General features: G+C 64.3%; 27 protein-coding genes. 15 read left to right on the forward strand and 12 right to left on the reverse strand.

Translation table 11 applies throughout. From position 1 onward, the window contains the following. Positions 1-69: 69 nt before the first annotated feature. Entirely contained in the window at positions 70-951 is an 882-nt protein-coding gene (locus tag JMY29_RS01650) for an SGNH/GDSL hydrolase family protein (RefSeq protein WP_018778906.1), read from the reverse strand. A 113-nt stretch (positions 952-1064) separates the two neighbouring features. Between JMY29_RS01650 and JMY29_RS01655 the strand changes: the two genes are divergently transcribed. Further along, on the forward strand, positions 1065-2015 hold the full coding sequence (locus tag JMY29_RS01655) for a cation diffusion facilitator family transporter (protein WP_189076420.1): 951 nt from the start codon (positions 1065-1067) through the stop codon (positions 2013-2015). A 10-nt stretch (positions 2016-2025) separates the two neighbouring features. On the opposite strand, the gene JMY29_RS01660 is transcribed toward JMY29_RS01655, so the two are convergent. After that, entirely contained in the window at positions 2026-2862 is an 837-nt protein-coding gene (locus JMY29_RS01660) for a helix-turn-helix transcriptional regulator (protein WP_064723575.1), read from the reverse strand. Positions 2863-2948: 86 nt separating this feature from the next. On the opposite strand from JMY29_RS01660, the gene ilvD reads away from it, so the two are divergent. Beyond that, a complete protein-coding gene (ilvD, locus tag JMY29_RS01665) occupies positions 2949-4811 on the forward strand; it encodes a dihydroxy-acid dehydratase (RefSeq protein WP_189076421.1) in 1863 nt (620 codons plus the stop codon). 165 nt (positions 4812-4976) lie between these two features. Further along, on the forward strand, positions 4977-6635 hold the full coding sequence (locus tag JMY29_RS01670) for an HNH endonuclease signature motif containing protein (protein WP_189076422.1): 1659 nt from the start codon (positions 4977-4979) through the stop codon (positions 6633-6635). A 44-nt stretch (positions 6636-6679) separates the two neighbouring features. On the opposite strand, the gene JMY29_RS01675 is transcribed toward JMY29_RS01670, so the two are convergent. Further along, the gene (locus JMY29_RS01675; RefSeq protein WP_079582353.1) at positions 6680-7531 is read right to left on the reverse strand and encodes a LysR family transcriptional regulator; all 852 of its coding nucleotides are present in this window, start codon (positions 7529-7531) and stop codon (positions 6680-6682) included. 85 nt (positions 7532-7616) lie between these two features. Here JMY29_RS01675 and JMY29_RS01680 point away from each other — a divergent pair, with 85 nt between their 5' ends. Then, on the forward strand, positions 7617-8474 hold the full coding sequence (locus tag JMY29_RS01680; RefSeq protein ID WP_039239372.1) for an EamA family transporter: 858 nt from the start codon (positions 7617-7619) through the stop codon (positions 8472-8474). Here JMY29_RS01680 and JMY29_RS01685 read toward each other — a convergent pair whose 3' ends face one another. After that, positions 8475-9494: a LacI family DNA-binding transcriptional regulator gene (locus tag JMY29_RS01685; protein ID WP_039239346.1), complete on the reverse strand. Its 1020-nt coding sequence runs from the start codon at positions 9492-9494 to the stop codon at positions 8475-8477. It lies immediately after the preceding gene. A gap of 121 nt (positions 9495-9615) precedes the next feature. Here JMY29_RS01685 and JMY29_RS01690 point away from each other — a divergent pair, with 121 nt between their 5' ends. Together JMY29_RS01690 and JMY29_RS01695 are read left to right on the forward strand one after the other, a co-directional pair. Further along, entirely contained in the window at positions 9616-10800 is a 1185-nt protein-coding gene (locus JMY29_RS01690; protein WP_189076423.1) for a Gfo/Idh/MocA family protein, read from the forward strand. A gap of 1 nt (position 10801) precedes the next feature. Continuing rightward, the gene (locus JMY29_RS01695; protein WP_189076424.1) at positions 10802-11797 is read left to right on the forward strand and encodes a Gfo/Idh/MocA family protein; all 996 of its coding nucleotides are present in this window, start codon (positions 10802-10804) and stop codon (positions 11795-11797) included. A gap of 82 nt (positions 11798-11879) precedes the next feature. On the opposite strand, the gene JMY29_RS01700 is transcribed toward JMY29_RS01695, so the two are convergent. After that, a complete protein-coding gene (locus JMY29_RS01700) occupies positions 11880-12674 on the reverse strand; it encodes a TIM barrel protein (protein WP_189076425.1) in 795 nt (264 codons plus the stop codon). Then, positions 12671-13822 (reverse strand): Gfo/Idh/MocA family oxidoreductase, encoded by a 1152-nt coding sequence (locus tag JMY29_RS01705; RefSeq protein ID WP_189076426.1) that lies wholly within the window; start codon positions 13820-13822, stop codon positions 12671-12673. The genes JMY29_RS01700 and JMY29_RS01705 overlap by 4 nt, the downstream gene beginning before the upstream one ends. Before the next feature lie 467 nt (positions 13823-14289). On the opposite strand from JMY29_RS01705, the gene JMY29_RS01710 reads away from it, so the two are divergent. Then, positions 14290-15276, forward strand: coding sequence for a LacI family DNA-binding transcriptional regulator (locus JMY29_RS01710; RefSeq protein ID WP_189076427.1), 987 nt, complete (start codon positions 14290-14292; stop codon positions 15274-15276). A 27-nt stretch (positions 15277-15303) separates the two neighbouring features. Here JMY29_RS01710 and JMY29_RS01715 read toward each other — a convergent pair whose 3' ends face one another. Together JMY29_RS01715 and JMY29_RS01720 are read right to left on the reverse strand one after the other, a co-directional pair. Beyond that, the gene (locus JMY29_RS01715; RefSeq protein WP_189076428.1) at positions 15304-16608 is read right to left on the reverse strand and encodes an MFS transporter; all 1305 of its coding nucleotides are present in this window, start codon (positions 16606-16608) and stop codon (positions 15304-15306) included. A gap of 70 nt (positions 16609-16678) precedes the next feature. After that, positions 16679-16843, reverse strand: a complete 165-nt coding sequence (locus JMY29_RS01720) for a hypothetical protein (RefSeq protein WP_018778892.1) — start codon at positions 16841-16843, stop codon at positions 16679-16681. Positions 16844-17039: 196 nt separating this feature from the next. Here JMY29_RS01720 and JMY29_RS01725 point away from each other — a divergent pair, with 196 nt between their 5' ends. Genes JMY29_RS01725 through JMY29_RS01735 form a run of 3 tightly spaced genes read left to right on the forward strand, consistent with a single transcriptional unit; the run spans position 17040 to position 19422 of the window. Further along, positions 17040-17876 (forward strand): hypothetical protein, encoded by an 837-nt coding sequence (locus tag JMY29_RS01725; RefSeq protein WP_189076429.1) that lies wholly within the window; start codon positions 17040-17042, stop codon positions 17874-17876. Beyond that, positions 17860-18609 (forward strand): LamB/YcsF family protein, encoded by a 750-nt coding sequence (locus JMY29_RS01730; RefSeq protein WP_018778890.1) that lies wholly within the window; start codon positions 17860-17862, stop codon positions 18607-18609. Before JMY29_RS01725 ends, JMY29_RS01730 begins: the two co-directional genes overlap by 17 nt. A gap of 39 nt (positions 18610-18648) precedes the next feature. After that, entirely contained in the window at positions 18649-19422 is a 774-nt protein-coding gene (locus JMY29_RS01735; RefSeq protein ID WP_189076430.1) for a 5-oxoprolinase subunit C family protein, read from the forward strand. Between the two features lie 46 nt (positions 19423-19468). Here the strand turns inward: JMY29_RS01735 and JMY29_RS01740 are convergent, their stop codons facing one another. Together JMY29_RS01740 and JMY29_RS01745 are read right to left on the reverse strand one after the other, a co-directional pair. Beyond that, positions 19469-19906 (reverse strand): VOC family protein, encoded by a 438-nt coding sequence (locus tag JMY29_RS01740; protein WP_018778888.1) that lies wholly within the window; start codon positions 19904-19906, stop codon positions 19469-19471. 62 nt (positions 19907-19968) lie between these two features. Next, positions 19969-21324: a DUF445 domain-containing protein gene (locus tag JMY29_RS01745; protein WP_055977390.1), complete on the reverse strand. Its 1356-nt coding sequence runs from the start codon at positions 21322-21324 to the stop codon at positions 19969-19971. Between the two features lie 51 nt (positions 21325-21375). Between JMY29_RS01745 and JMY29_RS01750 the strand changes: the two genes are divergently transcribed. From JMY29_RS01750 to JMY29_RS01765, 4 genes are read left to right on the forward strand one after another with little or no spacing between them, the layout of a single operon-like run. Beyond that, positions 21376-22263, forward strand: a complete 888-nt coding sequence (locus JMY29_RS01750; RefSeq protein ID WP_026267316.1) for a glycerophosphodiester phosphodiesterase — start codon at positions 21376-21378, stop codon at positions 22261-22263. Positions 22264-22315: 52 nt separating this feature from the next. Continuing rightward, positions 22316-22750: a DoxX family protein gene (locus JMY29_RS01755; protein WP_018778885.1), complete on the forward strand. Its 435-nt coding sequence runs from the start codon at positions 22316-22318 to the stop codon at positions 22748-22750. Continuing rightward, complete coding sequence (locus JMY29_RS01760; protein ID WP_018778884.1) at positions 22747-23535, forward strand: AzlC family ABC transporter permease; 789 nt, start codon at positions 22747-22749, stop codon at positions 23533-23535. Before JMY29_RS01755 ends, JMY29_RS01760 begins: the two co-directional genes overlap by 4 nt. Further along, entirely contained in the window at positions 23532-23843 is a 312-nt protein-coding gene (locus tag JMY29_RS01765; protein ID WP_018778883.1) for an AzlD domain-containing protein, read from the forward strand. The genes JMY29_RS01760 and JMY29_RS01765 overlap by 4 nt, the downstream gene beginning before the upstream one ends. Here JMY29_RS01765 and JMY29_RS01770 read toward each other — a convergent pair. Beyond that, positions 23840-24379, reverse strand: a complete 540-nt coding sequence (locus JMY29_RS01770) for a DUF5684 domain-containing protein (protein ID WP_189076431.1) — start codon at positions 24377-24379, stop codon at positions 23840-23842. The two genes, JMY29_RS01765 and JMY29_RS01770, sit on opposite strands and share 4 nt — an antisense overlap. A gap of 95 nt (positions 24380-24474) precedes the next feature. After that, positions 24475-25104 (reverse strand): TetR/AcrR family transcriptional regulator, encoded by a 630-nt coding sequence (locus tag JMY29_RS01775; RefSeq protein ID WP_018778881.1) that lies wholly within the window; start codon positions 25102-25104, stop codon positions 24475-24477. Between the two features lie 91 nt (positions 25105-25195). Between JMY29_RS01775 and JMY29_RS01780 the strand changes: the two genes are divergently transcribed. After that, positions 25196-25528 carry a thiamine-binding protein gene (locus tag JMY29_RS01780; protein ID WP_055977396.1) on the forward strand — a complete coding sequence of 111 codons (333 nt, stop codon included), beginning with the start codon at positions 25196-25198 and terminating at the stop codon, positions 25526-25528. Positions 25529-25553: the final 25 nt, after the last annotated feature.

Genomic DNA, 25553 nt, shown 5'->3' on the forward strand with positions numbered 1-25553 from the left:
CCACGCCCGGGGTGCCAGACGGCAGGCCGCGTGGCCGGTCAGTTGTTCGGCGGCCGGTCAGTCAGTTGTTCAGTCCGTCATACGGCGGGGATCGTTCCCGACATAGCTGCCTGGCGGCATCGCCGCACCGAAAACCGGCCCGGGTTGTGGACGCTTGGGGTGCCGACCGCCGTCGGCGTTCCGCTGCGTCAACCTCCGCACAACCCAAGGAAAAAGGTGCTCCCGGGCCCACACGATGTCATCCGCGCGGGCCTCGCGCCAACGGCGCTCGGGAAGCGGCCGCGGAGCCAGCGGTTCAAGGGAATGCGGGACGTTCAATGACTCCAGGACCATGATGGCGATGATGTGCTGGCCGAGCGGAGAGAAATGGAGCCGGTCCGGATCCCACATCCGGGGATCGGTGAGTTGGCGCAAAGCCCAGAGATCGGCAATCACGGCATCATGACGGGCGGCCACCACGCGGATGTTCTCGTTGAAAACAGCCACTTTGCCGCGGGTCCTGCCAAGCACCGGGGTCGCGCCCCAGTCCGGGCCGGTGAAGAGGACGATGGTGGCGCCCGTTGAGGCCAGCGTTTCCACGCCACGATCCAGTTCCAGTGCCAGCTTGTCGGGGTCGCTCCTATGAAAGAGCAGGTCGTTGCCGCCGGCGTTGAGAGTAATGAGATCGGGTTTGAGGTCCAATGCCGGACCCACTTGCTCCTCCAGGATCTGATGGAGGAGCTTCCCGCTGATCGCCAGGTTGGCATAGGCGAAATCGTGGTGGTCCGTACTCAACTCTTCAGCAACACGGTCCGCCCATCCCCGGAGTCCGCCCGGGCTGCGGGGTTCGGGGTCGCCCAGACCCTCCGTGAACGAGTCCCCCAATGCCACATAACGGCTCCACGGGTGCAGTCCAGCCCGGAAGCTACCGGAACCGTCCTGCGCCAAACCGCCGGCATCAGGAGCGTCCATCCCTCCATAGTGCGCCACATCCTGAAAATGTGTGCTGAAACGGGAATTCTTTTATTCAGCTGCGGAACCTCGGTCCGCCGTCCATTTCCTGCGCTGTTGGGTACGGTAAGCCTATGGCTGCCTCACGAAAGCGATCGGACTCCAGCTCCACCCTGCTGACCGTCGTCATCGCTTTCGCGGCGAACGCCCTGGTTGCAGCGGCCAAATCAGTGGCCGCGGCGCTCACCGGGTCGGCGTCCATGACTGCTGAGGCGGCGCACTCCTGGGCCGACACCGGCAACCAGGTGTTCCTGTTCCTGGCCGAACGCCGCTCTCAACGTCCGCGCGATACGGGACATCCCATGGGTTATGGCCGCGAAGCGTACGTCTGGTCCATGTTTGCCGCTTTCGGGCTGTTCACTGCCGGCGCCGTGGTTTCCATCATGCACGGGATCCAGCAGATCATTGAGCCGGAGCCTGCGTCTGACTTCCTGATTGCGTACGTGGTTCTGGCAGTGGCCTTTGTCCTGGAAGGGTTTTCCTTCGTCCAGGCCTTCCGCCAGACCCGAAAGGCGGCCAGGAAGCTGGAACGGCGGACCTTGGAACAGGTTCTTGTCAGCTCGGATCCCACGCTGCGTGCCGTCTTTGCGGAGGATGCCGCAGCCCTGGCTGGGCTGGTGATCGCATTCACTGGCGTCTTCCTCCATCAGGTCACGGGTTCGCCCTTGCCCGATGCTGTCGGATCGATTGTCGTCGGTGTCCTCTTGGCGGTTGTTGCCGTCGTTCTGATCGACCGCAACCGCCGGTTCCTGGTAGGGCAGGGGGTCACGCCGGACATAGAACGGTCCATGGGGCGGCAGCTCCTGGAACACCCGGACATTGCACGGCTGACGTACCTCCACCTGGAATTCGTGGGCCCCCGCAGGCTCTATCTTGTAGCGGCCGTGGACTTGCAAGGCGACCACCCGGAACACGAGGTTGCCGTGGTGCTGCGCAGGATCGAGAGGGAGCTGGAGGACCACGAGACTGTGGAGGAAGCAGTGCTGACGCTTGCCACCCCGGACGAATCGTCCCTGCAGTTGTAGGAACGCCGGGTTACGACCGCCCGGTCTCCAGCAGTCGCTCCATCTGCTCACCGGCGTCACTGCCTGGTGCCGGGGTGTAAACCACAATGTGCAGGTCCGGCCGGTCCGACGGCGATACCTGGTGGTGCTCCAGCTGCAGCACTCCCACTGCGGGATGGTGGAAAAGGCGCTCGCGGGACTCAAAGCCAAGGATGTCGTAGCGGTCCCAGCTTTCCTGGAATTCCGGGCTGGCCTCCTTGAGTCGTTCCACCTGATAGGCGACATCCGGATCACCCAGCCGCTGACCCGTCTCTGCACGAAATTCGGCGAGGAACCTCTTGCTGGTGACGTCCCAGTCCGGAAGCAGGTCCCGGACGTAGGGGTCGGTGAAGACGAGCCACAAAAGGTTCCTGTCGGCGGCGTCGAAAGTTCCAATGTTCGGGTACAGCGCCTCGTAGGCGCGGTTCCACCCGGCCACGCCCCAGTCCGGTGAAAGCGCATACGAGGGATTGGGATCCAAGGCGTCCAACAGGCGCTGGACATGCGCCGGTGCATCGGCGGCAACCGGACCCTTGGGAATGGTGGAGGCGTATCCGCCCAAGGAGAGCACGTAGCCGAGCCCGGTATCCGAAAGGTGCAGGGCCCGTGCGATGGACTCAAGGACCTGCCGGGAAGGGCTGATGTCCCGGCCTTGTTCGAGCCAGGTGTACCAGGTGACGCTCACCCCGGACAGGAACGCGATCTCCTCCCGGCGCAGTCCGCGCTCGCGGGACCGCCCCACCGGGGGCAGCCCGTAGTCGGAGCGCAGGGCCTGGTTGCGGCGGGTCCTGAGGTAAAGCCCCAGTTCCTTGCGCCTCTCATCTTTCACACTGACAACACTATTACTCTGGTACTTTCACTACTAGTAGCAGCACCGTCTTCCGGGGGTAACAAAACCCCAGCAGGATGGTACTTATGCCTGCACTACGCTCACGAACAGTCACCCACGGCCGCAACATGGCCGGCGCCCGCGCACTGCTGCGCGCCTCCGGCGTCGCCAACACGGACATCGGCAAGCCGATCATTGCCGTGGCAAACTCCTTCACCGAGTTCGTCCCCGGTCACACCCACCTTGCCCCCGTGGGCCGGATCGTCTCGGACGCGATCCTCGCCGCCGGCGCAGTACCGCGCGAATTCAACACCATCGCAGTGGACGACGGCATCGCCATGGGCCACTCCGGGATGCTCTACTCCCTGCCGTCCCGCGACCTGATCGCCGACTCCGTTGAGTACATGGTCAACGCACACTGCGCGGACGCCCTCGTGTGCATCTCCAACTGCGACAAGATCACTCCGGGCATGCTCATGGCCGCGCTGCGCCTGAACATCCCGGTGGTCTTCGTCTCCGGCGGTCCCATGGAGGCCGGCCGCGTGACCCTGACCGACGGTTCCGTGCGTTCCCTGGACCTGGTGAACGCCATCGCCGACGCCGTGGACGAATCCATCTCCGACGAGGACATCAACCTCATCGAAGAGAACGCCTGCCCCACCTGCGGTTCGTGCTCGGGCATGTTCACGGCCAACTCCATGAACTGCCTCGCCGAGGTCATCGGCCTGGCCCTGCCGGGCAACGGCTCGGTCCTCGCGACCCACACCGCCCGCAAGGCGCTGTACGAGAAGGCCGGTGCCACCGTCGTCGAGCTCGTGAAGCGCTATTACGACGGCGACGACGACTCCGTGTTGCCGCGCTCCATCGCCACCGCTGAGGCCTTTGACAACGCCATGGCGCTGGACATCTCCATGGGCGGCTCCACCAACACCATCCTGCACCTGCTGGCTGCGGCCCAGGAAGCCGGCGTGGAGTACGGACTGGCCGAAATGGACGCCAAGTCCCGCCAGGTGCCCTGCCTGGCCAAGGTGGCCCCGAACGTCGCCGGAAACAAGACCTACTACATGGAAGACGTGCACCGCGCCGGTGGCATCCCCGCCCTGCTGGGTGAGCTGAACCGCGGCGGCCTCCTGCACAAGAACGTCCACTCAGTGCACTCCGCCGACCTCGACGGCTGGCTGGACGACTGGGACATCCGCGGCGGCAAGGCAACGGAAGAGGCGCAGGCACTGTGGCACGCGGCTCCCGGCGGCGTCCGTTCCTCAACAGCGTTCTCGCAATCGAATGAGTGGACCTCCCTGGACACCGACGCCGAGGGTGGCTGCATCCGTTCCGTGGAGCACGCGTTCTCCAAGGACGGCGGCCTCGCTGTGCTGCGCGGCAATGTGGCGGTGGACGGTGCCGTGGTGAAGACCGCAGGCGTGGACGAGTCCATCTGGACCTTCGAGGGCCCTGCCGTTGTGTGCGAGTCGCAGGACGAAGCCGTGGAAATGATCCTGAACAAAACCATCAAGGAAGGCGACGTGGTGGTCATCCGCTACGAAGGCCCCCGCGGTGGCCCGGGCATGCAGGAAATGCTCTACCCGACGTCGTTCCTTAAGGGCCGTGGTTTGGGCAAGAAGTGCGCCCTCATCACCGACGGTCGCTTCTCCGGCGGTACCTCCGGGCTGTCGATCGGGCACATTTCCCCGGAAGCTGCCTCCGGCGGCGCCATCGCCTTGGTGGAGAACGGTGACATCATCAGCATCGATATCACCCAGCGCTCGCTCCAGTTGCAGGTTTCCGACGAGATCCTCGCCGAACGCCGCGAGAAGCTCGAAGTCAACGGCGGGTATAAGCCCAAGAACCGCGACCGCCAGGTGTCGCCGGCTCTCCGCGCCTACGCGGCCATGGCACTCTCCGCTGACAAGGGCGCCGTCCGGGACGTCTCGCTGGTGGAAAACCTCTAAGGCCTAGCGCCGCGCCTTTTGTGCCCGGGCCGCCTGCCGCCGTCGTGCTTTTACAACGCACGACGGCGGCAGGCGGCCTTTTTCTGCTTAACTGCGGTTGATGCGTTATCCACATACACAGATTGGCGTGGTTACTGGGGATTGTGGCCGTGACAGGCTTGCTTTATGGGGATCGGAGGGCAGGTGGCTGAAGGACAGGCGGAGTCTTCATCGGACTCTGCGGTGGACTGCCTCGAAGACGGTGTTGATGCCCTGGATGGTGTGAGGGCGTCGATCCTTGCTCAAGCTTCGATGTTCGATTTCGGCGAGGCGAGCGCTTTCGCAGCCAGGGTCGAGGATATTGCCCGGACCGTGGAGTACCTTCAGCTCGTCGCAGCCCGGGCCGTGGAGCGAACCCGCAAGGAAGCCGGAACTGCCGCTGTGCTCGATGACGGGTACCGGAACGCTGCAGATTTCCTCCGTGCACGGCTGCGGATCACAGCCAAGGAAGCCCGGCGTCGCCTGGCCCTTGCGGACGCCGTCCTGCCCGGCGTCGGCATTGCCGGAGAGCCGGTCCCGCCGCAGCGCGAACAGCTGGCCTTCGCTGTGGCCGACGCACTGGTATCCGGCGGCTCGGCCACCCTGATCAGCACAGCACTGGACAGCGTCCAGCTTCTGACCGATCAGGACACCATCACCAGGATGGAGAAGGACCTCACGTCCACAGCCATCCAGTCCGACACGGATTTCGTTTCCACGACGGCCCGCCGCTGGATGGATTTCATTGACCAAGACGGTGCCGAACCCACGGAAGAAGTGCTTCGGCAACTCCAAGGTGCGTTCATTCGAAAGCCACGCTTTGGCCTGAATCATCTCGAAATCTTCGCAACGGCCGAGCAGTTCGAGACCCTCACCACCGTCATGAACGCCGCCACGAACCCCCGCCTCGTTGAGGGCGAGGTGCGCAATACTGGCAGTTCTGGCGGCCCGGGAGGGAGAAATGGCCCAAGCCGCACGGCTGTCCATACCACCCAGCGTGGCGCGGACACCAGGGGTCGGAGTTCAGCCGCTCAGGTCCGCACCCCAGAGGGCAGGGTAGCCGCCACCGTTCGCATGGAGCCCGCGAACGGGAGGAACCCGATTCCGGAACCGGGTCGCCGCTCCCGCGCCCAGAAACTCCTCGACGGTCTGGTCGGTGGCTGCGCGTTGGCCCTGAGAACCGGTCAGCTACCAGCCAATGGCGGCTTGAAACCCCAAGTCATGGTCACCATCGACTACCGGGATCTCTTTGACCAGCTCCAGAGCCACGCTGCCAATCAACAAACCGGCAACCCTGTGGGCGCCGGTGAAACCGACCCGGGCACAAAAGCGGCAGGCAACGGCACAACAGGCACGGGCGGCCTGCACCCCAGGCTCAGCAGCGCGGTATCAACCTTCCAAGGACCCATCCACCCGAACGTCATCCGGAAGATCGCCTGCGACGCCGATATCCTCCCGGTCCTGCTCGGCACCGAAGGCCAGGTCCTCGGAATTGGCCGGACCAGCCGGATCTTCCCGCCCCACATCCGCAAGGCCCTCCAGGCCCGCGACCAAGGATGTGCTTTCCCGGACTGCACCATGCCGGCGCCTTGGTGCGAAGCCCACCACATCACCTACTGGTCGCAAGGTGGCCCCACCAACACCGACAACGGCGTGCTCTTGTGCTCACACCATCATCACGTCATCCACAAGGAACAGTGGATGATTGCGAGCAGAAACGGCATCCCGTGGTTCATCCCGCCGGCGCACGTCGATCCCAGCCAAGCCGCCCGACGGAACCATCACCACGCACCGCTGCGGACATAGACCGCCAGCCTTCACGGCCATGGCGGGCGACTGTCAAAGGCGGCCTACCGATAGAGCTCGGCCAGCAATGCAACCACAGCCTGGTGATCCTGGGGCGGGTCGTTCTTCAGCCACGCCACGTACACCGGAACCATGGGTGCGTCACGCACCGGCCGGTAGGCGACTCCCCGGCGTCGATATTGATGTGCCGTGGAGGCTGCAGTGATACCCCGCGCGGCCCCGCTGCCGATCACGGTCAGCCAATCGTCGATGTCGTGGATAGGGATAACCTCCGGGGGCTTACCCTGCTCCGGCCATAGGTCCAGTGTTGTGCTGCCTGTGCGCAGGTCCATTGCCACGGGCAATGTGGCGATTTGCGCCAAAGACACTGACCTCCTTGGGGCCAGCGGATCGTCAGTGGACATGGCGCAGTAGCGCTTTTCCTCGCCGACGCGCACATGCTCGACGGCGGCGGCCTGCGGGAGTCGTCGAAGGATTGCGTAATCGGTGGTTCCATCCATCAGGCCGCCGCTGGGGGTGTTGGAACGGGTGAGTTGAAGCCCGGTGTGCGGGAAGCGCAATTTCCAGCGGTGTTGGAATTCGGTTGTGTGCTCACCCAGAGCCGACCACGCGTAACCCATGCGGATCTGCCCCGTTCCGGCCCGGGCATCACGTTCAAGATCGGCCAGGAGAGCGATGATCCTGCGGGCCTTGCCCAGTGCGCGCTCACCGGCGGCTGTCAGCCCCACGCTGCGGGTGGTTCGCTCCACAACGCGTGTCCCCAGTGCTTGCTCAAGGGCTGCGATGCTTCGTGACACGGCGGCCTGGGACATTCGAAGCTCGATGGCGGCGTCGGTGAACGTGCCTTGCTCCACTACCGCGATAAGACAGCGCAATTGGCGCAGTTCCACGTCCATGTCCTCATCTTATTCATGCACGCAGCGCATAAATACGCCAATTCATGCATTTAGCGCCTGAACCCCCGGCGTGCAGAATCTCCTCATGGAACAGACCAACGCCGCAGCGGGCAAGGCCGGGGGAGCCGCAACCCTTGTCGCCAGTGCGCTCTCCAACCAACTGGGGGCCGCCAGCGGTTCGCTCGCTTTTCCTGTCATGGGACCTGTGGGCGTCGTTGCTGTTCGACAACTTGTGGCCGCGGCTGTCCTGCTTCCGGTCGTGCGGCCGAGGCTGCGCGAGTTGAGCTGGCACCAATGGTGGCCGGTACTTCTCCTGGCCGTGTCGTTTGGGACCATGAACCTCGGGCTCTATGCATCCATTCAGCGCATTGGCCTGGGGCTGGCAGTGACGCTGGAGTTCCTGGGCCCGCTGGCCGTGGCCCTTGCGGGTTCCCGAGGGAAGGGAAGTGCCCTGTGCGCGCTCGCCGCCGCAGTGGGCGTTGTGGCGATCACCGGTCCGGAGGCGTCCACAGATCTTCCCGGCATCAGCCTTGGACTAATTGCCGCATGCAGTTGGGCTGCGTACATCCTCCTGAACCGGATAGTGGGCCAACGAATCCAAGGAATCCAGGGCACAGCGGCCGCCACGGGGGTGTCGGCGACCCTCTTCCTGCCGGTTGCCGTCGTAGTTTTCCTGACCCAACCCATCGATGGCTTTGCGGTGCTCTGTGCCGTGGGTGCCGGCATCATGGCTTCAGTGCTGCCATATGTGGCGGATCTGATCGCGCTGCGGAGGGTTCCGGCGAATCTGTTCGGCGTGCTGATGAGCATCAACCCCGTTTTCGCGGCCGTCATCGGAGCCCTCATTCTGCGTCAGGAACTTGCACCAGCGCAGTGGGCGGGAATCGTCCTGATCGTCGGAGCCAACGCAGGAGTGCTGTTGCTGGGCCGAGTGAAACGGTAGCTACGACGGGGCATCCCCAGAGGACCCCCGCACCTGCAGCTGCGACGGAACCTGGTGCAGGCGGGCAGGAAGTTCCGGGGCTGTGAGCCGCTCAAGGATGAACTTCCCGGCTTCCACCCCCACGGCGAGATTGCCGTTGTCCACGGAGGTCAGCGACAGATGCCGGATCCTCGCGAGGTAGGTGTTGTCGTAGCCAACCAGTGAGAGATCCTCGGGCACGGACAGTCCAAGGTCGTCGGCCGCGGAGAGTGCCCCGATGCATGCGATGTCGTTGTAGGCGAAGATCGCGGTCGGCCGTTGGGGTCCGGCCAGGAGACGGCTCGCGGCAGCATAGGCACTCTCCTCGCTCACCCCGCCAGTTACCACCAAAGGTTCCAACCCGGCGTCGAGCATGGTCCGTTCGAACGATAACCGTCGCAACTTGCCGACTTCGCCCGGGCCCTGGAGATGCGCAATGCGCTGGTGCCCCAGCGAGAGCAGGTGCCCGGTCGCTTGCCGCGCGCCGGCGTCGTCGTCATTGACCACGATGTCAACGCCGGGAAGTTCCGGTTCGCGCGTCCCGGCCAGGACCACAGGGATGTTTCGTGAGGCGTTTTCGATCGCAGCCGATTCCGTGGTGGTTCCTACCACTACCAGGCCGTCGATCCGCTGCTCCAGCAGGGTTTCCACGGAACTGCGGCCTACGCGGTTGTCGGTGTAGGAGTCAGCCAGGACCGGTGAGATGCCGGCCGCGTGCAGTGACGCGGTGAGCCCTTCCAGCAGTTCCACAAACCATGGGTTCCGGATGTCATTAAGCATCACCCCGATGGTGCCACTGCGCGGTCCGGAGAGGCGTTGGGCCAGCCGGTTGGGCCGGTAACCGAGCTGTTCCATCGCTTCGAGGACCGCGCGACGGCGACCGTCGCTGACGTTGGCAGAGCCCTGCAGGACCAGGGAGACCAGGGATTTTGAGACGCCCGCGGCGCTGGCGACATCGCGGATGGTGGGCTTGCTTCCGGGCAGGCTGGACGCGTCAGTCACGCATGTCTCCTTTCACTCCGGCAGATCCCATCCAAGCTTAGAGGGCTTGACGCCTTCGCCTCCCCACCGCCATTATGGACCGGTCCAAGTAAATTCCAAAGAGAGTCCTTGAGGATTTTTCATGAGTGAACCACATACCCGGCAACTGATAGCCGGCATGGTCGGAGGCGGCAAAGGCGCCGACATCGGCAAGACCCACCGCTTCGCCATGAGGCTTGACGGCCATTACGACCTCCAGGCCGGAATCTTCGGGCGGGATCCGAGCAGTTCCCGTGCCATCGGTGCCGCGCTCGGTGTGCCGGCGGACCGCAATTATGGGGACGTCCGCGAAATGGCTGAGGCCGAGGCCGTTCGCGAAGACGGTGTGGACGTCGTGGTGGTGGCGACGCCCAACGACAGCCACTTCGAGATCGCCCGCACGTTCCTCAGCAGCGGCATTTCTGTGGTCTGCGAGAAGCCGCTCACGCAGGACTCGGTTTCCGCCGCCGAACTCGTACGCATCGCCGCCGCCAATGACGCCATCCTTGCGGTGCCGCACTGCTATTCCGCCTACGCCATGGTTCGCCAGGCTGCCCGCATGGTCCGCAACGGGGAGCTGGGCGCCATCCGCTTTGTCGACGTCGAACATGCTTCCGGGTGGGCGGCCACCCCGCTGGAAAACGAGGGCCACAAGCAGGCTTCGTGGCGCACCAATCCGGACATTGCGGGCTTCCCGAGCGTCGTGGGCGACCTCGGCACGCACGCCTTCCACCTGTTGCGCTACATCACGGGACTGGAAGCCCAGCGTCTCTCCGGCCGGCTGCAGACGTTGGTGCCAGGGCGCCGGGTCTTCGACAACGCCACCGTGGAACTCGAACTGACCGGCGATGTCCCGGCCCGCGTCTGGGCAAGCATGGCCGCCACTGGCCACAACCATGGACTCCGCATCCGCGTCTACGGGGAGAAGGGCAGCCTGGCGTGGCAGCATGAAGACCCTCATTACCTCAAGGTCCAGGATCCGGCAGGAGCCACTACCGTCCTCACACAGGGGCTCAGCACCCTGCACGACGACGCGTCCCGGCTCACCCGCGTCGGCCTCGGCCATCCGGAGGGCTTCCTTGGGGCCTTCGCAAACTTTTATTCCGACCTCGCCGAGGTCCTCCGCGCACGCCGCGACTCCACGCCGCTCCCGGAACGCGGGCTGTCTTTCCCTACCGGGATCGATGGATTGATCGGCGTCCAGTTCGTGGAAGCAGTCGCAGCCTCGCACCACGACGATTCCGCATGGATAATCCCCGCATCAGCACACCAGAAAGCAGCAGCCTGACATGATCCGCTTCGCACTCATTGGTGCCGGTTTCATCGGCACCGTCCACGCGGCAAACCTCGCAGCACATCCCGGGGTCGAGTTCCGGCTCGTTTACGACGTCGACCAGCGGCGCGCGCAAACCCTCGCCGCGGCCCACGGTGCTGCCGCCGCCGGGGTGTTGGAGGAGGTGTTCGACCCATCCCTGATCGACGCTGTCTTCATCGCCTCCTCCACCGATACACACGCCGGGCACTTGCAGCGCGCGGCCGCCGTCGGAATTGCAGCCCTGTGCGAGAAGCCGATCGACCTGGACCTGGACCGCGCCCGCGAAACCGCCACATTCGTGCAGGAATGCGGCGTCCCCGTGATGGTGGATTTCAACCGCCGGTTCGACCGCGACTACGCCGAACTCAAACGTGTGGTCGATTCCGGCGGGATCGGCACGGTGGAACTGATCCAACTCACCTCCCGTGGCCCATCCATGCCCCCGTTGTCCTACGTCGCCGTCTCCGGCGGCCAGATGCGCGACCAGACTGTCCACTTCTTCGACTTGGCCCGCTGGCTTTCCAACGTGGATCCGGTGGAGGTTTTCGCCACTGGATCAGCGTTGGCGGAACCCGGCGTGGCGGATCACGACGACGTCGACACCTCCGCCGTCACGTTGCGGCTCCCCGGAGGGGCGTTGGTCCAGATCGACAGTGTGCGCCGCACCGGTTACGGGTACGACGAACGCATCGAGGTCATGGGTTCCGAGGGAATGGTGGAAGCCAGACGACACCGGAACGGGGCAGTGTCACGCTACTCCGGCACGTCAGTGGTGGACGACGGGCTGCACCCCGGCTGGTTCGAACGCGTGCAACCGACGTATGCCTCGGCCCTTTCGGCGTTCGTTTCCGCGCTGGAAAGCGGCGTGGCTCCCGCGCCGTCGCTGGAAGACGGGCTGAAGGCCCAAGCCATCGCCGAGGCTGCTGTGCTTTCCTTGCGCTCCGGCCGCATGGAGCCAGTCAAGTACTGACCCGGACGGGTAGCAACGGTGCAAGCAGCAGCGCGCGTTGTGGGCGGGCGGTTCCTGCGCCCATAACGCGCGCTGCTGGGACTCAGTTGGGAGAGAACGCGGCGCGGAAGGCGGCCAGGGCGGCATCGCCCGCGTCTATTCCCTGGCCACCGATCGCGCCGGCTTCCATGCCGACCACACCCGTATAGCCGGCCTCGTTGAGGGCCTTCGCGATCGCCGGATAGTTGATCTCGCCGGTTCCTGGTTCGAAGCGCCCGGGCACGTCGGCTACCTGGATCTCGCCGGTGAATGGCTGCGCCGCACGGACGAGCTCGATCAGGTTCCCCTCGCCGATTTGTGCGTGATACAGATCCAGCATCATCTTCACGTTGGGATGATTGACGGCCTGTACCAGGGCCAGGGTGTCCTTGGCCCTTGCCAGCGGAATGCCCGGGTGGTCCAGGATCGTGTTGAGGTTCTCCAAGGCGAACGTGATGCCGTGTTTTTCGCCCAGTTCGCCAAGTTTTTCCAGAGTCCGGAGCCCTGTCAGCCACATGTCGCCCGTTGAGCGGTGGGTGGGCCTCACGGCCCTTCCTCCCTCGCCGAGTTCGGAAGGATGGACCACCATGCGCTCCACGCCCAGTTCCAGCGCAGTGGGAACCAGCTTTTCTGCCGACGCAAGGACCTCGTGGGCATTGGCGGCGTCGATGACGCTGCCCCCGAAGTATCCGCTCATGGAGGAGAACGATGCCCCGGTGGCGGCCAAAGCCGGAATGTCCCGGCCTCGGGTGTCCCATAGCTCTACCTCGAAGCCTTGCTCGTGGATCCGACGAACCCGGTCAATCAGGGGCAGTTCGCCGTAGACCATTTCCGCGCAGACGGCCAGGCGGAAGCTCATGCGGGGACCCCGGCCGGGGCGGGCTGCGCAGCGGGCTCTGCGGCCTGCAGTTCCGCGATGTCCGAAATCTCCACGGGCAAGCCTGTTTCCGCGGACCTGAAGGCAGCCAGTGCTACGGCCAACGCGTTCCGTGCGTCCACCCCACCCGGAGCTGCCACGGGGGCCGGCGGGGCGGCCGCCGTCGTGCGTTGCTCCGGGTATCCGCGGCGTGCCGCAACGTCGTCCGCGAAGGCCGCGAGCTCGGCGGTGTAGGCGTCGTGGAAGAGGTGGATGTTCAGGTGCGAAGTCTCCGTGACGATGCCTGCGGCGGTGTAGCTGGTGGCGTTGGTGGCCTGCGGTGTTCCGGCGGTGACCATGCCTGCGGAGCCGAACACTTCGCCGCGGACATCGTAGCCGTAGAGCGCATTGAAGTTCGCTTCGGCCACAGCGATGGCGCCATTGCTGTACGTGACGGTCACGACGGCGGTGTCCAGCAGGCCGCCCGACCTCGCCTCGGGCGCTACCAGGGCATCAGCGACCGCGTGGACTTTGACCGGGACGGCCCCGGGGTTGAGCCAGTTGAGGGTGTCGAAGTCGTGGATGAGGGTTTCCAGGAAGATCGTGCCTGGGGCAATGCGCTCCGGGTTGCTGATTCCGGCTTCGGTTCCGGGGTCCCGGGTGAGGGAGCGCAGCAGCTGCGGTGTGCCTACGGCGCCGTCGTCCACCAGCTTGCGGGCGGCTGCGAAATCGCTGGAGTAACGGCGGTTGAAGCCAAACCGGAGAACGACGCCGGCGCTCGCCGCGGCATCGATGGCGGCGTCGAGTTCATCGATGGTCCGACCGCCGGGCTTTTCGCAGAAAACATCCTTGCCGGCTGACGCTGCGGCTGTGATCAGCCCGGCGTGGAAACGCATGGGAGAGGCGATGAGGACAGCATCAACGTCCGGGTCGGCCAGCACGTCGGCGGCGTCCGCACTGATTTTGGCCACGCCAAGTTTGTTTGCGAGTTCTTCGACGGCGGGCAGGACGGGGTCGGCGATTGATTCCAGGCGTGCATTCGGAATGCGGCGGGCTATGGTCTCGGCGTGGAATTTGCCGATCCAGCCAGCGCCGATGACGGCGATGCGGACAGGCTGCTCTGTCTGGACCGGGTGCTGGAGATACGTCACTGGGGCTCCTCTTCAGGTTTCTAGATCGTTCTAGTCGCTCCCATGGTTGCATGCAGTGTGAGTGCGTGTCTAGATCGTTCTAGTGGATTTCTTGGGAGGCCGTAAAGATGGCGTCGGATTCGGAGAGACGCCCAAAAAGAGGTCTAAGGGGTCCCGGACTTCAAACAAAAAACCTCTTCCCGGAAATAATCTTCGGAACTCCGCGTCATGTTTGAGGGACTCGGACTACATATCCAGTGCCCATGTCATTGACCGCGTTCCGCGCCGTTGCCCTTTTCGGCTGCGTCGCGTGTCATCGGCACAGTAGGCAGCGATGGGTGTGGCGGGTTCTGGGGCCCGCCCGGGGCGCCATCGTTGCATGAACGGGCTAGTGCGGTCGGTCGTCTGAGTCGCGACCGACCGCACGACTCGTTCGAAGCCCGGCGGTTGGATCGTTCTATAGACTGGCTCCCGAACAGAGGAGCGCCATGACGGGCAAACGGCCTACGTTGATGGACGTAGCGGAAGCAGCAGGTGTATCACGCGCCCTCGTTTCCATCGTCATGCGGGATGTTCCAGGCGCATCGGACGCCACCCGGGCAAAAGTTCAGGAAGCTGCCCGGGCACTTGGCTACAGGCCGGACAGTCGTGCCCGCCTGCTCCGAAGCAGCCGCACGAGGCTCCTTGGCGTCAGTTTCTCCACTGCCCATGCTTTTCACGCCGAAATCGTTGATGCCGCCTACGCCGGAGCCACACTGCGGGGCTACGATATCGCGCTCAGTGCGGTGGCCAACGGACGGTCCGAAGAACGTGCAGCGGACTCGCTGCTGGATCTCGGATGCGAAGCCCTGATCATGATTTCCCCGACCCTCGAAGAACAGCAGTTGGCCGAATACGCGGCCCGGGTGCCTGTAGTCAGCCTGCTCCGGGACGACGTTGGGGACTCCGTGGACTCCGTGAGCAGCGACGACCGGGCCGGCATGCACCTCGCGATCGAGCACTTGACCTCGCTGGGCCACCGCAGCATAGCCCACGTTGACGGCGGTGAGGCCATCTCCGGTCCGCAGCGCATGGCGGCCTTCCGGGAAGAAATGGAGCGCCGCGGACTGGATGGCCGCGTAGTCCCGGGTGGCCCCACGGAAGAAGACGGTTTGCGCGCCGGACGGAAGCTGCAGGAGGAGCTGCCCACCGCCGTCGTGGCTTTCAACGACCGCTGCGCCCTGGGCGTCTGGGAGAGTTTCAAGGCTGCTGGCCTTCGCGTGCCGGAAGACGTGTCCGTCCTTGGCTACGACGACAGTCAATTTGCACGCCTCAGCTACGTCCAGCTGTCCTCCGTCAGCCAGGACGCACCGCTCCTTGCGCAGGCCGCAGTGGACCGCGCCGTCGACCGTTTGGAGGGGACGACGCCGGCCACCCACCTGGTGCGGACACCGCACCTGGTGGCGCGCCGCACCACAGGGCCCGTGCCTGGGTAAGGCCTGCGGCAGGACCGGGCTACCGCGCTAAACGGAGTCGGACTGTGAGTCCGCGGATTCGGAAACGGCCGGCGTCAAGGGATTGTCGATCTCGTCAGTCATCATGCGCGCTGCGAAGACGGCCACGAACGCCATGAACGGGCACACCAGTCCGGCCACCAGGAAGATCAGCCAGATGGGAACCACCTCGGCCACGGGCCCGGCGAGGGCCATGGACACAGGCATCAGGGCCAGGGAGACAAAGAAGTCCAGGCTCGAAATCCGGCCCAGTAAATGCCGTGGGACCCTTCGCTGCAGGAGTGTGCCCCAGATGACCGTTCCCATGCCCTCGGTGACTCCGAAGATCAGCATGGCACCTCCGAGCAGCCACACGCTGTCCATGAAACCAATGGCTGCGACGGGCAGGCTTCCGAGGCCCCACGTCACTACCATCACTGTCAGGTAGCGGCGGGGGAGGGGGAAAGAAGCGGTGGCCAGCGCGGCGACGGCACTCCCCACGCCCATGACCGCCAGCAGGAAACCAAACATCCTTGAATCGCCACCGAGCTGGTCCCGGACGACGAAGGGCAGCAGGACCTCAATCGGCCCGATCAGGAACAACACGGACAGGCACGCCCACAGCAGTGTCCACAGTAGCCAGGGGGTGCGGACGGTGTAGCTGAACCCTTCTCGGAGGTCCCTCAGGAAGGACCTCCCAGCCGACGCGCCGGAGGACGCCCCGCCTGCATCGGGGCCGCCCAAAGTACGTCTGTTGAGGAAGTTCAGGATCCCGAAGGCCAGGAAATGGCATGCAGCAACCCCGGCAACGGCGTGCGCCGGTGAAAATGCCGCTACCAGGATGCCCGCAATCGCCGGACCGGCCGCTTGCTGGAGGATCGGCCGGACGGTGCCTTCCATCCCGTTGGCCGCGAGGAGGTCCTCTGCCGGCAGGATGCGCGGAAGGATCGCCGAATATGCCGGAAAGAAAAAGGCCTGCCCCACGCCCAGGACGAACGCACCGAGGGCCAGATGCCAGAGTTGCAGGACATTGAGCATCGCCAGCAACGTCACCGTGGCGATCACAGCCAGATTGGCCCCCTCCACGCCGATGATGAGCAGCCGCTGGGGAAAGCGGTCGGCGGCGATGCCACCTGCCAGCACAAATCCCACCAGTCCGATGCTGGCGGCAGTGGCCACCAACGACAATTCCAGCGGGCCGCCTCCCAGATGGATGACCTCGTAGACCATCGCCACGGCCCACATGCCGGATCCGAAAATGGAAATCGACAAAGCAGAGATCAACACCCGGAATTCCCGGTGTGCAAAGGGGCGCAGCGCTCTCAGGGCGGCCATTTCACCAGCCTAAACCTGTGTCGGCACGCTGCGTAAGGCGGTCCAGCCGCCGGCGAGGGGAGACGTCAGGTCAAGAAGCGCCCGACGGCGGGACGTCGTCGTCGATGTCCGGACCCTCCGCCGGCTCCTGGCTGTGCAGGCCGGTGTCGTGCGGAACCCAGCCTTCGGTTTCACCCTCTGCCGGGGCGTCGGTGTGGTGCCGGTCGAGGTGCTCGTTCTTGTCCGGGGCGGTCATGACGGATACTCCCTGTCCTTCTTGGACTGCTTCCGTGAGTGAACTCAGTCTACGCCGCGGAAGGCTGCAAACGGGGTCCGCTCTGCGCGGAATAGTATCCACAAACGGCACAAAACGGCCCATGCAACGTTGGAGTGTGGCATAGGCTGAAACCATCAGTTCCCTGAACAATCAGAGCTGCCAAGGAGAGGTGAACATGCCCAAGCGACCCAACCCGGCGGTGAAAATCGCCCAGGAGACAGCACACAACGCAGTCTTCGATGCCGAAGGCAACACCAAGCCAGGAGTGCACAACGTGCTCCTGAAGGCAGTGGAGGTCCAGCGTCCCCTGGTCCTGGCGAACCTTCGCAGGCTTCAGAGAAGGCACCCCAACGATTCCCCGGCGCAGCTTGCCGCCAAACTCGAGCGCCACTACCTGTTCGCCATTTCAGGTGGCGGTGCAGCGGTGGGCGCCGCCGCCGTCGTGCCTGGAATTGGAACTGCGGCATCGCTGGGACTCTCAGCCCTGGCGACCGTGGGTTTCCTGGAAACCACCGCGCTGTACGCGTCGTCCTTGGCGGAACTCCATGGCATCCGGCTCACTGACCCTGTCCGGGCCCAGACCATGGTCATGGCCATCATGTTGGGTGAAGAAGGCACGTCCATGCTCGGCGCGCTCAGCGGGCATTCACTGGGGCGGGGAATGGGCGTCACCAATGCCTGGGGGAAAACCCTGACCAAGAAGATCCCGGGCAGCGGCTTTGGAGTCGTCCGGGACGCCATCCAGCGGGCGTTCCTCAAGAACCTGATAAAGCGGCAAGGGTCTGCGTTCCTTGGCCGCGCACTGCCGTTTGGCATTGGCGCAGTGGTGGGCGGTGCCGGAAACATGATGATGGGGCGGGCCGTGGTGTCAACTGCCAAGGAAGCATTTGGCCCCTTGCCGGACACCATTCCAGGGGAACTGCTTCCCAACGCACCCAAAAACATTGCCGGGAAATCGACCCCTGCGGACAACCCGATACTGGAAGGCGGCAATAGTGGATCTGAACGCTGATCTGGGGGAGTCTTTCGGCTCCTGGACCATGGGCGACGACGCCTCGATGTTCCGCATCGTGAGCAGCGCGAATGTCGCTTGCGGATTCCATGCCGGCGACCCCCTCACCATGCTGGACAGCTGCCGTGCGGCGTTTGAACTCGATGTTCGCGTAGGAGCGCACGTCGGATACCGGGACCTGGCAGGGTTCGGTCGGCGTTCCCTGGACATGACCTTCGACGAACTGTTCGGCGATGTGCTGTACCAGCTGGGAGCCCTGGACGGCATGGCCCACGCGGTAGGAGCCTCGGTGGACTACGTGAAGCCGCATGGCGCCCTGTACAACAGAATCGTCCGGGACGCCGAGCAGGCCGAGGCCGTGGTCGCGGCCGTCCACGCCTACGATCCCGGGCTTCCCGTATTGGGCCTGCCGGACTCGGCCTGGATCACCCTGGCCGAGGAAGCAGGACACCCTGTCTTCCGCGAAGCGTTCGTGGACCGGGCGTACTTGCCGGACGGAACGCTGGTTCCCCGCACGCAGGAAGGCGCCGTGTTGCACGACACCGCTGCAGTCGTGGCACAGGCCGTGCGGCTGGCAACACGTCGGGAAGTAGTGGCCATTGACGGCTCGGTTGTGCCTGTCCAAGCGGATTCGCTGTGCATCCACGGCGATACGCCGGGAGCGGTAACGATGGCGACCGCGGTTCGCGAGGGCCTTGAAAGCGCAGGCGTGGGCATTGAGGCGTTCGCCTGATTCTGGTTGGACGGCAGAATTCATGGGTTGGGAGGTTGCATGGGCGCAGTAGTGGTGGATCCCGGGTCCTCAAGCCTGGTGCTTGAGCCGGAGCATGTCCTGGACCGCGCGTCCATGAACCTTGCCAACGCCTTGTTGGGTAATTCCGCCACAGCGCCCGGTCTGGAGGTGCTGGTGGGTGGGCTCAAACTCCGCTTCGTGACAGGCTCCGCCGTTGCAGTGACTGGTGCCGAGGGCGTCGTGACCCTCAACGGCGAAGAGCTGCCGCTGAACAAGCCCGTCCGGGTGGCTCCCGGAGCGGTGCTGTCCTTCGGTCCGGCCAAGTTCGGAATCCGGTACTACGTTGCCGTGCAGGGCGGATTCACGGGCCGCGGGGCACTCCAAGCCGGCGCCGCACTGTCATTTGGCAAGGCACAGGGACATGGTTTCCCACACATCCACCAGACAGCCCGCCGCGCTTTGGATCCGGAACGGCCGGTGGTCGCCCGGATCAGCCGCGGACCCCACGTCCCCAACTACGACGCCGGGTTGTGGCATCGCCTGACCACGGAACCGTGGATTCTCTCGCCTGAGTCGGACCGGGTCGGTGCGCGGCTGGCGGGCCGGCCACTCGAGGTGGCTTCGGCTCCGGCACCCGAGGCCCAACCGTTGACGGCAGGCTCGGTGGTGTTGCCGGCGTCGGGCCTTCCGGTGATTGCACTTGCCGACCGTCCGGCCACGGCCAAGTCGCCGGTGATCGCGGTGGTGCGCGATGACGACCTCGACTTGATCGGGCAGGCCAGACCGGGGCAGATGGTGCATCTGCTGGGTTAGCGGATCGGGGCCCCGGTGACGAGACACCCAACAACGTGCCCGAGCGTCAGTCCTTCTTCACTTGCTGGGCCAGCATGACGAGGATGCCGCTGGGCCCACGGAGGTACGTCAATTTGTAGATGTCCTGGTAGTTGGCAACACCGCGTAAAGGGGTGCATCCGTGCTTGGCCGCGATTTCGAGGGAGGCATCGATGTCGTCAACGGAGAAGGCGACCCGGTGCATGCCGATCTCGTTGGGAAGGGTCGGGCTCGTTTCGATCGCATCCGGGTGGAGGTATTCGAAAAGCTCCAACTGGCCATGGCCGTCGGGGGTTTGGAGTACCGCAATCTTGGCGTGGTTGCCGTCGAGCCCCACAGCGGTGTCGGCCCACTCGCCGCTGACAGTGTCGCGGCCCAACACTGTGAGGCCAAGGTCGGTGAAGAACGCGATTGTTGCTTCAAGATCCCGGACGGCAATCCCGACGTTTTCAAGTTTGATAGGCATGCGTTGAACGTACCAAGGCACGCTGGATAGCTCCAGAGCCGGCCACTCACCCCGAAGGGTCTTTAGCCGAAGAGCAGATGGGCCACGGTGAAGATCGCCAGGCCTGCCAGCGCGCCCACAACGGTTCCATTGATGCGGATGTACTGAAGGTCCTTGCCCACTTGGAGTTCGATCTTCTGCGAGGTTTCCTCGGCATCCCACCGCGCCACGGTGTCCGAAATGACGCCTGCTATGTCTGAGCGGTACGTGTTCACCAGGTAGCCGGCGGCGTCGCCGATCCACGTGTTGACCTTGCCCGCCAGTTCGTCGTCGTTGACCAGGCGCGCACCGAAGTCGCGGACGGCGCTCTTGAAGCGCTGGCTAAGTTCGCTGTCGGGATCGTCGACGGCGTTGAGCAGTGCCGTCTTGACCGTCCCCCACGTGCGGGAGGCAAGTTCGCGGACCTCGGGGTCACCCAGGATCTGTGCCTTGATGCTCTCCGCCCGTTCTATCATTGCCGGATCATGCTGGAGATCCTGGGCAAGGTCGGTGAGGTAAGCGTCGATCGACTGGCGGACCTGGTGATTCTGGTCGGCCTGGACTGCGCGGACAAACTTGGAAAGTTCCACGTGCACGCGGTCTCCCACCAGCCCGTCAACGAAGGTCGGCACCCACAGGGGCGAGCGGTCCGACACCAGCCGGTTCACAGTTGAATGGTTGGCATCAACCCAGTCTGCGGCGCGGTCAACCAGCAGGTCCACCAGCGTGTGGTGGTGTCCATCAGCGAAGATCCTTTCCGCCATCCGGCCCACGGGCGGCCCCCACGGGGGAGTGAGGAGGTGCTTGCGGACCATTCCTTCGATGACCGCCTGTACGTCGTCGTCGTTAAGGACCGTAAACGCGCCGCGGATCACCGCGCCGCCCTCTTTGGCCACGCGTTCGGCGCCGCCGGGAGCGGACAACCAGTGCCCGGCTTTACGGGCGATATCGATGCTCGCCAGTTTCTCCTGCACAACCTCCTGTGAAAGGAAGTTGCTCTCCACGAACTCACTGAGCGATTCGCCGATCTGGTCCTTGCGCCGCGGAATGATGGCCGTGTGCGGAATCCGCAGGCCCATGGGGTACTTGAAGAGCGCGGTCACGGCAAACCAGTCCGCCAAAGCACCCACCATGCCGCCTTCGGCCGCAGCACGCACATATTCCAGCCACGGATATTGCTTCTGGAACGCGAAAGCGACCGTGAAAATCACTGCCATGGCAATGAGGAGGGCCAGCGCCAAGCGCTTCATCCGCAGCAGCGCGGCTGCCTTTTCCCTTTCACCAGCGGAAAGATCGACGACGGCGGTACGTCCGCGCGTCGTCGTCGAACCTGGCTGCGTGGGCAGCGGGTCCGGGGTGGTGACGTCTTCAGTTGGGATTCGCTCAGAGTTCACCTGCATTAGCCCAGCGTAGCCCCCCGTTGGGACGGCGGTGTGGGCTACCGTGTCTGCATGACTAGCGACGACTTCGCCCCGTTCCGCCCGAAGGTCTACGCCCACCGGGGTGCCAGTGCCGCGTTCGCCGAGCACACCCGTGCGGCGTACTTGAAGGCCATCGCCGACGGCGCCGACGGTGTGGAGTGCGACGTCCACCTGACCCGTGACCAACACGTGGTCCTCCTGCATGACGCCAACCTCGACCGCACCTCCACAGGCACGGGACCTGTCTCGGAACACACCCTGGAGGAGCTCAGGTCCCTGGATTTCTCCTCATGGAAAGGCGCGCGCATTCCGGACGCCTATGGGGGAGTGGCAGACCAGTTCCTTACCCTGCCGGAACTGCTGGACATCCTCCGGGGAGCGGGACGGGAAATTGGTCTGGCAATCGAACTCAAGCATCCCAGTCCCTACGGGCTCAAGCTGGAGGAGCGGGTCATCGCAGTCCTGAAGCAGGAAGGCTGGTCCGCCGAAGAATCACGGCTGGAGAATATACAAATCTCGTTCATGAGCTTTGACTCCGACTCCGTGCAGCGGTTGCTCCAATCGGTTCCAGGGCGCCACATTTGCCAGTTGGTGGATGACTTCACAGTGCAGGAAATACGGCAGGAACTCGGGCTGGGCTTCCTTACCGGCGGTGCCGTGGCCAATGTCATGAAAGCAGCCCAGGAGGATGCCGAACGTGTCCTGGACGAAGGACAGGTGGGCATCGCCGGTCCGGGGATCGACTATGTGCGCGAGCACGCACGGAACGTTCAGCGCTGGTTGGAAGCCGGGCGCACGTTCAGGGTGTGGACTGTGGACTCCGAAAAGGATGTTGCCCTGTGCCAAGGCCTCGGCATCCAGGAGATCACCACCAACAAGCCGGCGCAGGTACTTGCCCAGTTGATGGTGTCCAACTAGACCGGCGTAGCTCCGGCTTTGGGGGCCACTCCGCTTGTGATTGAGTGGTCTCATGCCTTTTCGCTGGTCAGCCCAAGCAACCCGTACCACTTCCGCAGTCGCCCTGAGCGCCCTGCTCCTGACCAGCGCTGTGAAGCACTTCCGAACGCCTTCGTTCTACAAGCCTGTGGTGCCGGATTACTTGTGCCGCAAGGATGAGCCGGGGAGCCGCCCGAACGGCCCCCTGGCAGTTATGTCCCGCGAGGAATGGATTGCGTCTTCCGGCCTGCTGGAGGCCGCAGTCGCCGTCGGACTGCTGGTCCCTGCCACGCGCAAGGTTGCCGCCGACGCGACTACCGCCATGTTCACTGCATTCCTTGCAGGACATATTGATGCCTTGCGTCGCGCCTACGGTCCGACTGGCACGAAGAAAGAGCGCCGTATCCACACACTCCGCCTGCCGCTGCAACTTCCCCTCATCCTTTGGTCGTGGAGTCTCCGGAAATGAGTGGCGGTTCCGCTCCCGCGAAGCTGAAGGAGTCACCGGCCTTCAAGATCGCGCTGTCCCTGAGCATTGCGACGGGCTTGTATGGCGTATCTTTCGGGGCCCTCTCCGTGGCATCAGGTTTTGATTTCTGGCAAACCATGGTCTTGAGCCTTCTGCTGTTCAGCGGTGGATCCCAGTTTGCGTTCATCGGCGTGGTGGCGGGTGGAGGCTCAGGTGTTGCCGCGATGACTGCCAGCGCCCTGCTGGGGTTGCGCAACGGAATCTACGGAATGCAGATCAACGCCATGCTGCGTCCAGGGGGCTGGAAGCGTTACGTCTCCGCCCACATCACCATTGACGAATCGACTGCCACAGCTTCCGGCCAGTCCGATCCCGGCGAACAAGCCCGCGGGTTCTGGACCGCGGGTATTGGCATATTCATCTTGTGGAATATCTTTACGGCGGTTGGAGCCTTGGCAGGCGATGCCATGGGCGACCCGAAGCAGTGGGGTTTGGATGGTGCTGCCGTTGCGGCTTTCCTGGCGCTTCTGTGGCCCCGGCTCAAAGGGCGCCAACCCTGGGCGATTGCCGCAGCATGCGCCTTGGCTACAGTGCTGGCTGTGCCCTTCGTGCCGTCCGGCGTCCCTATTCTCGTTGCGGCCGTGGTGGCAGGCGTGATCGGCTGGTTCAGCCACTCGCGCATGGATGAAGGGCTTGAGCCGGATCTGGATCCCTACGCGGAGACTCGCCGGCGAGATAAGAATCAGCACAGCAAGGATCATCACGGAAATGGGGGTGCGGAGTGAACCTCTGGCTGTGGATCCTCATCGCCTGCGCCTTGGCTTATCTCACCAAACTGGTGGGCTACTTTGTGCCCGCCAAGCTGTTGGACAACCCCCGCATCATGCACGTGGCCGGAACCATGACCATCGGGCTGCTCGCCTCCCTCACGGTGGTGAACGCTGTGGCGTCCGGCCAGGGCCTGGTTCTCGACGCGCGGATCGGCGCCCTGGTGGCTGCCGCCGTCGCACTACTGCTTCGTGCGCCGTTCCTGGTTGTTGTCATTTCGGGCGCAGCAGCCGCTGCATTGCTGCGGCTGCTGGGCTGGGGCTAGCGGTACTGCTGGTCCGCTGGGTATTGTCCGGGATGACCCTGGACAGGCGGCTGTCCGTAACCCGGTACTTGGCCGTAGCCCTGCTGCTGGCCGTAAACCGGGGGATATGCCGGCGGGTACGCCATGAACTGTCGGCCGGCTGCCGGTCCGAGGTATTGAGCTGAGCCGTACGAAAGCATGGGCACGAAGACCACCGGAAGCAGGACAAGCCCCACCGTGTAGCCGGCGTCTTTCCCGAAGCTCTTGGCGAGGTCGTTCAGGGCCACGATGCTGAAGTAGATCTCGGCGAACGGGATGAGGAACAGCAAGTACCAGTACCAGGGGCGCCCGGCGATCTCGAGCAGTTTGATCCCGTTGTAGACAGGGACGAAGGCGGCCCAGGCCGGTCGGCCGGACTTGGTGAAGATTCCCATGTAGAGCACACCAACGATCGCGAAGATCACGGCGAAGTAGATCAGCATGAACAGCAGGGCGAGGCCGGCCGTGCCAGCGGATCCTGCTCCGCTGGAAGAGTATGAGCTCAGGGGAATATTCATACGGTAGACGATACGGTCACGTCTTCGGCCCCGCGATGGGCAGGACTCACCATGGGCCAAGGAACGGGCCGGGCCCTGGAAGCCGCGGAGGGGCTTCAGGCGCCTTCGGTGAGCGTCACTCCGGGGATGCCCGACTGTTCCGGCAGGGGACGCGAGGGGCGTTCTGTCCGGATAGCGTCCTCGATCAGGGCCACAGGACGCTTCCAGGCTTCGGATCCCGGTTCCATGGTGTCCACTGCCCCTATCAGCATGGCCACCAGCCTGACCATGTCTTCGATAGTGATGTCCTTGCGCAGCGATCCCTGGCCCTGGCCGCGTTCCAAAAGTGTGGCCATGGACCCGATGAGCCCGCCCGTGATGCCCATGAGTAGCCCACGGCGGCCGGCGACGGCGTCAAGCAGATTGGCATCTTCGCTGGCAACCCGCATCACGGCGTCGATGACGTTGATGAGGCCTTCGGCGGCGTCCATGCCGTCCGCTGCCGCAGCGGCCACGGGGTCCACGTGCTGGCGCAATTGACGCGACAGTGCGGCGAGGACCAATTGCTCTTTGTCGGAGAAGTTGCGGAACAACGTTGCGGGGCCAACTCCAGCGGTGGCGGCAATGGTTTGCAGGGGCACGTCAGGACCGAATTCACGGAAGCACTGCCGGGCGGCGGTAATGATCTTGTCTACGTTGCGTGCGGCGTCTGCCCTGAGGGGCTTGCGTTCAGAGGGCTGTTCCATGCTTGTCAGGGTAGCAACGCAGGCGTTCAGGCCTGTTGTTACGCGGGAGTAGGTTGTTATATGACAAACCGGCACATGAAACACTGGATTCATGTTGCTTGCATTCTCAGTTGCCCCTTCGGGCCAGCCCGCTTCCGCCGCCAACGGTGGACCCACCCCTGACGCCTCCGTGCACGACGCCGTTGCTGCCGCCGTGAAGATCGTCCGCGAGTCCGGATTGCCCAACCAGACGGACTCCATGTTCACCACCATCGAAGGCGAATGGGACGAAGTTTTCGACGTCGTCAAACGGGCCACCGAGGCGGTCGGGCGCTATGGCAGCCGCGTCTCGCTGGTCATCAAGGCGGACATCCGCCCTGGTTACAGCGGCGAGCTGACCGGCAAGGTGGAGCGCCTGGAAGACGCCATCTCCGCTTCGGAGTAGATGCTTTCCCCGGCGGGCGGTCAGT

The sequence above is a fragment of the Paenarthrobacter nicotinovorans genome (genome assembly GCF_021919345.1).
Classification (GTDB): Bacteria; Actinomycetota; Actinomycetes; order Actinomycetales; family Micrococcaceae; genus Arthrobacter; species Arthrobacter nicotinovorans.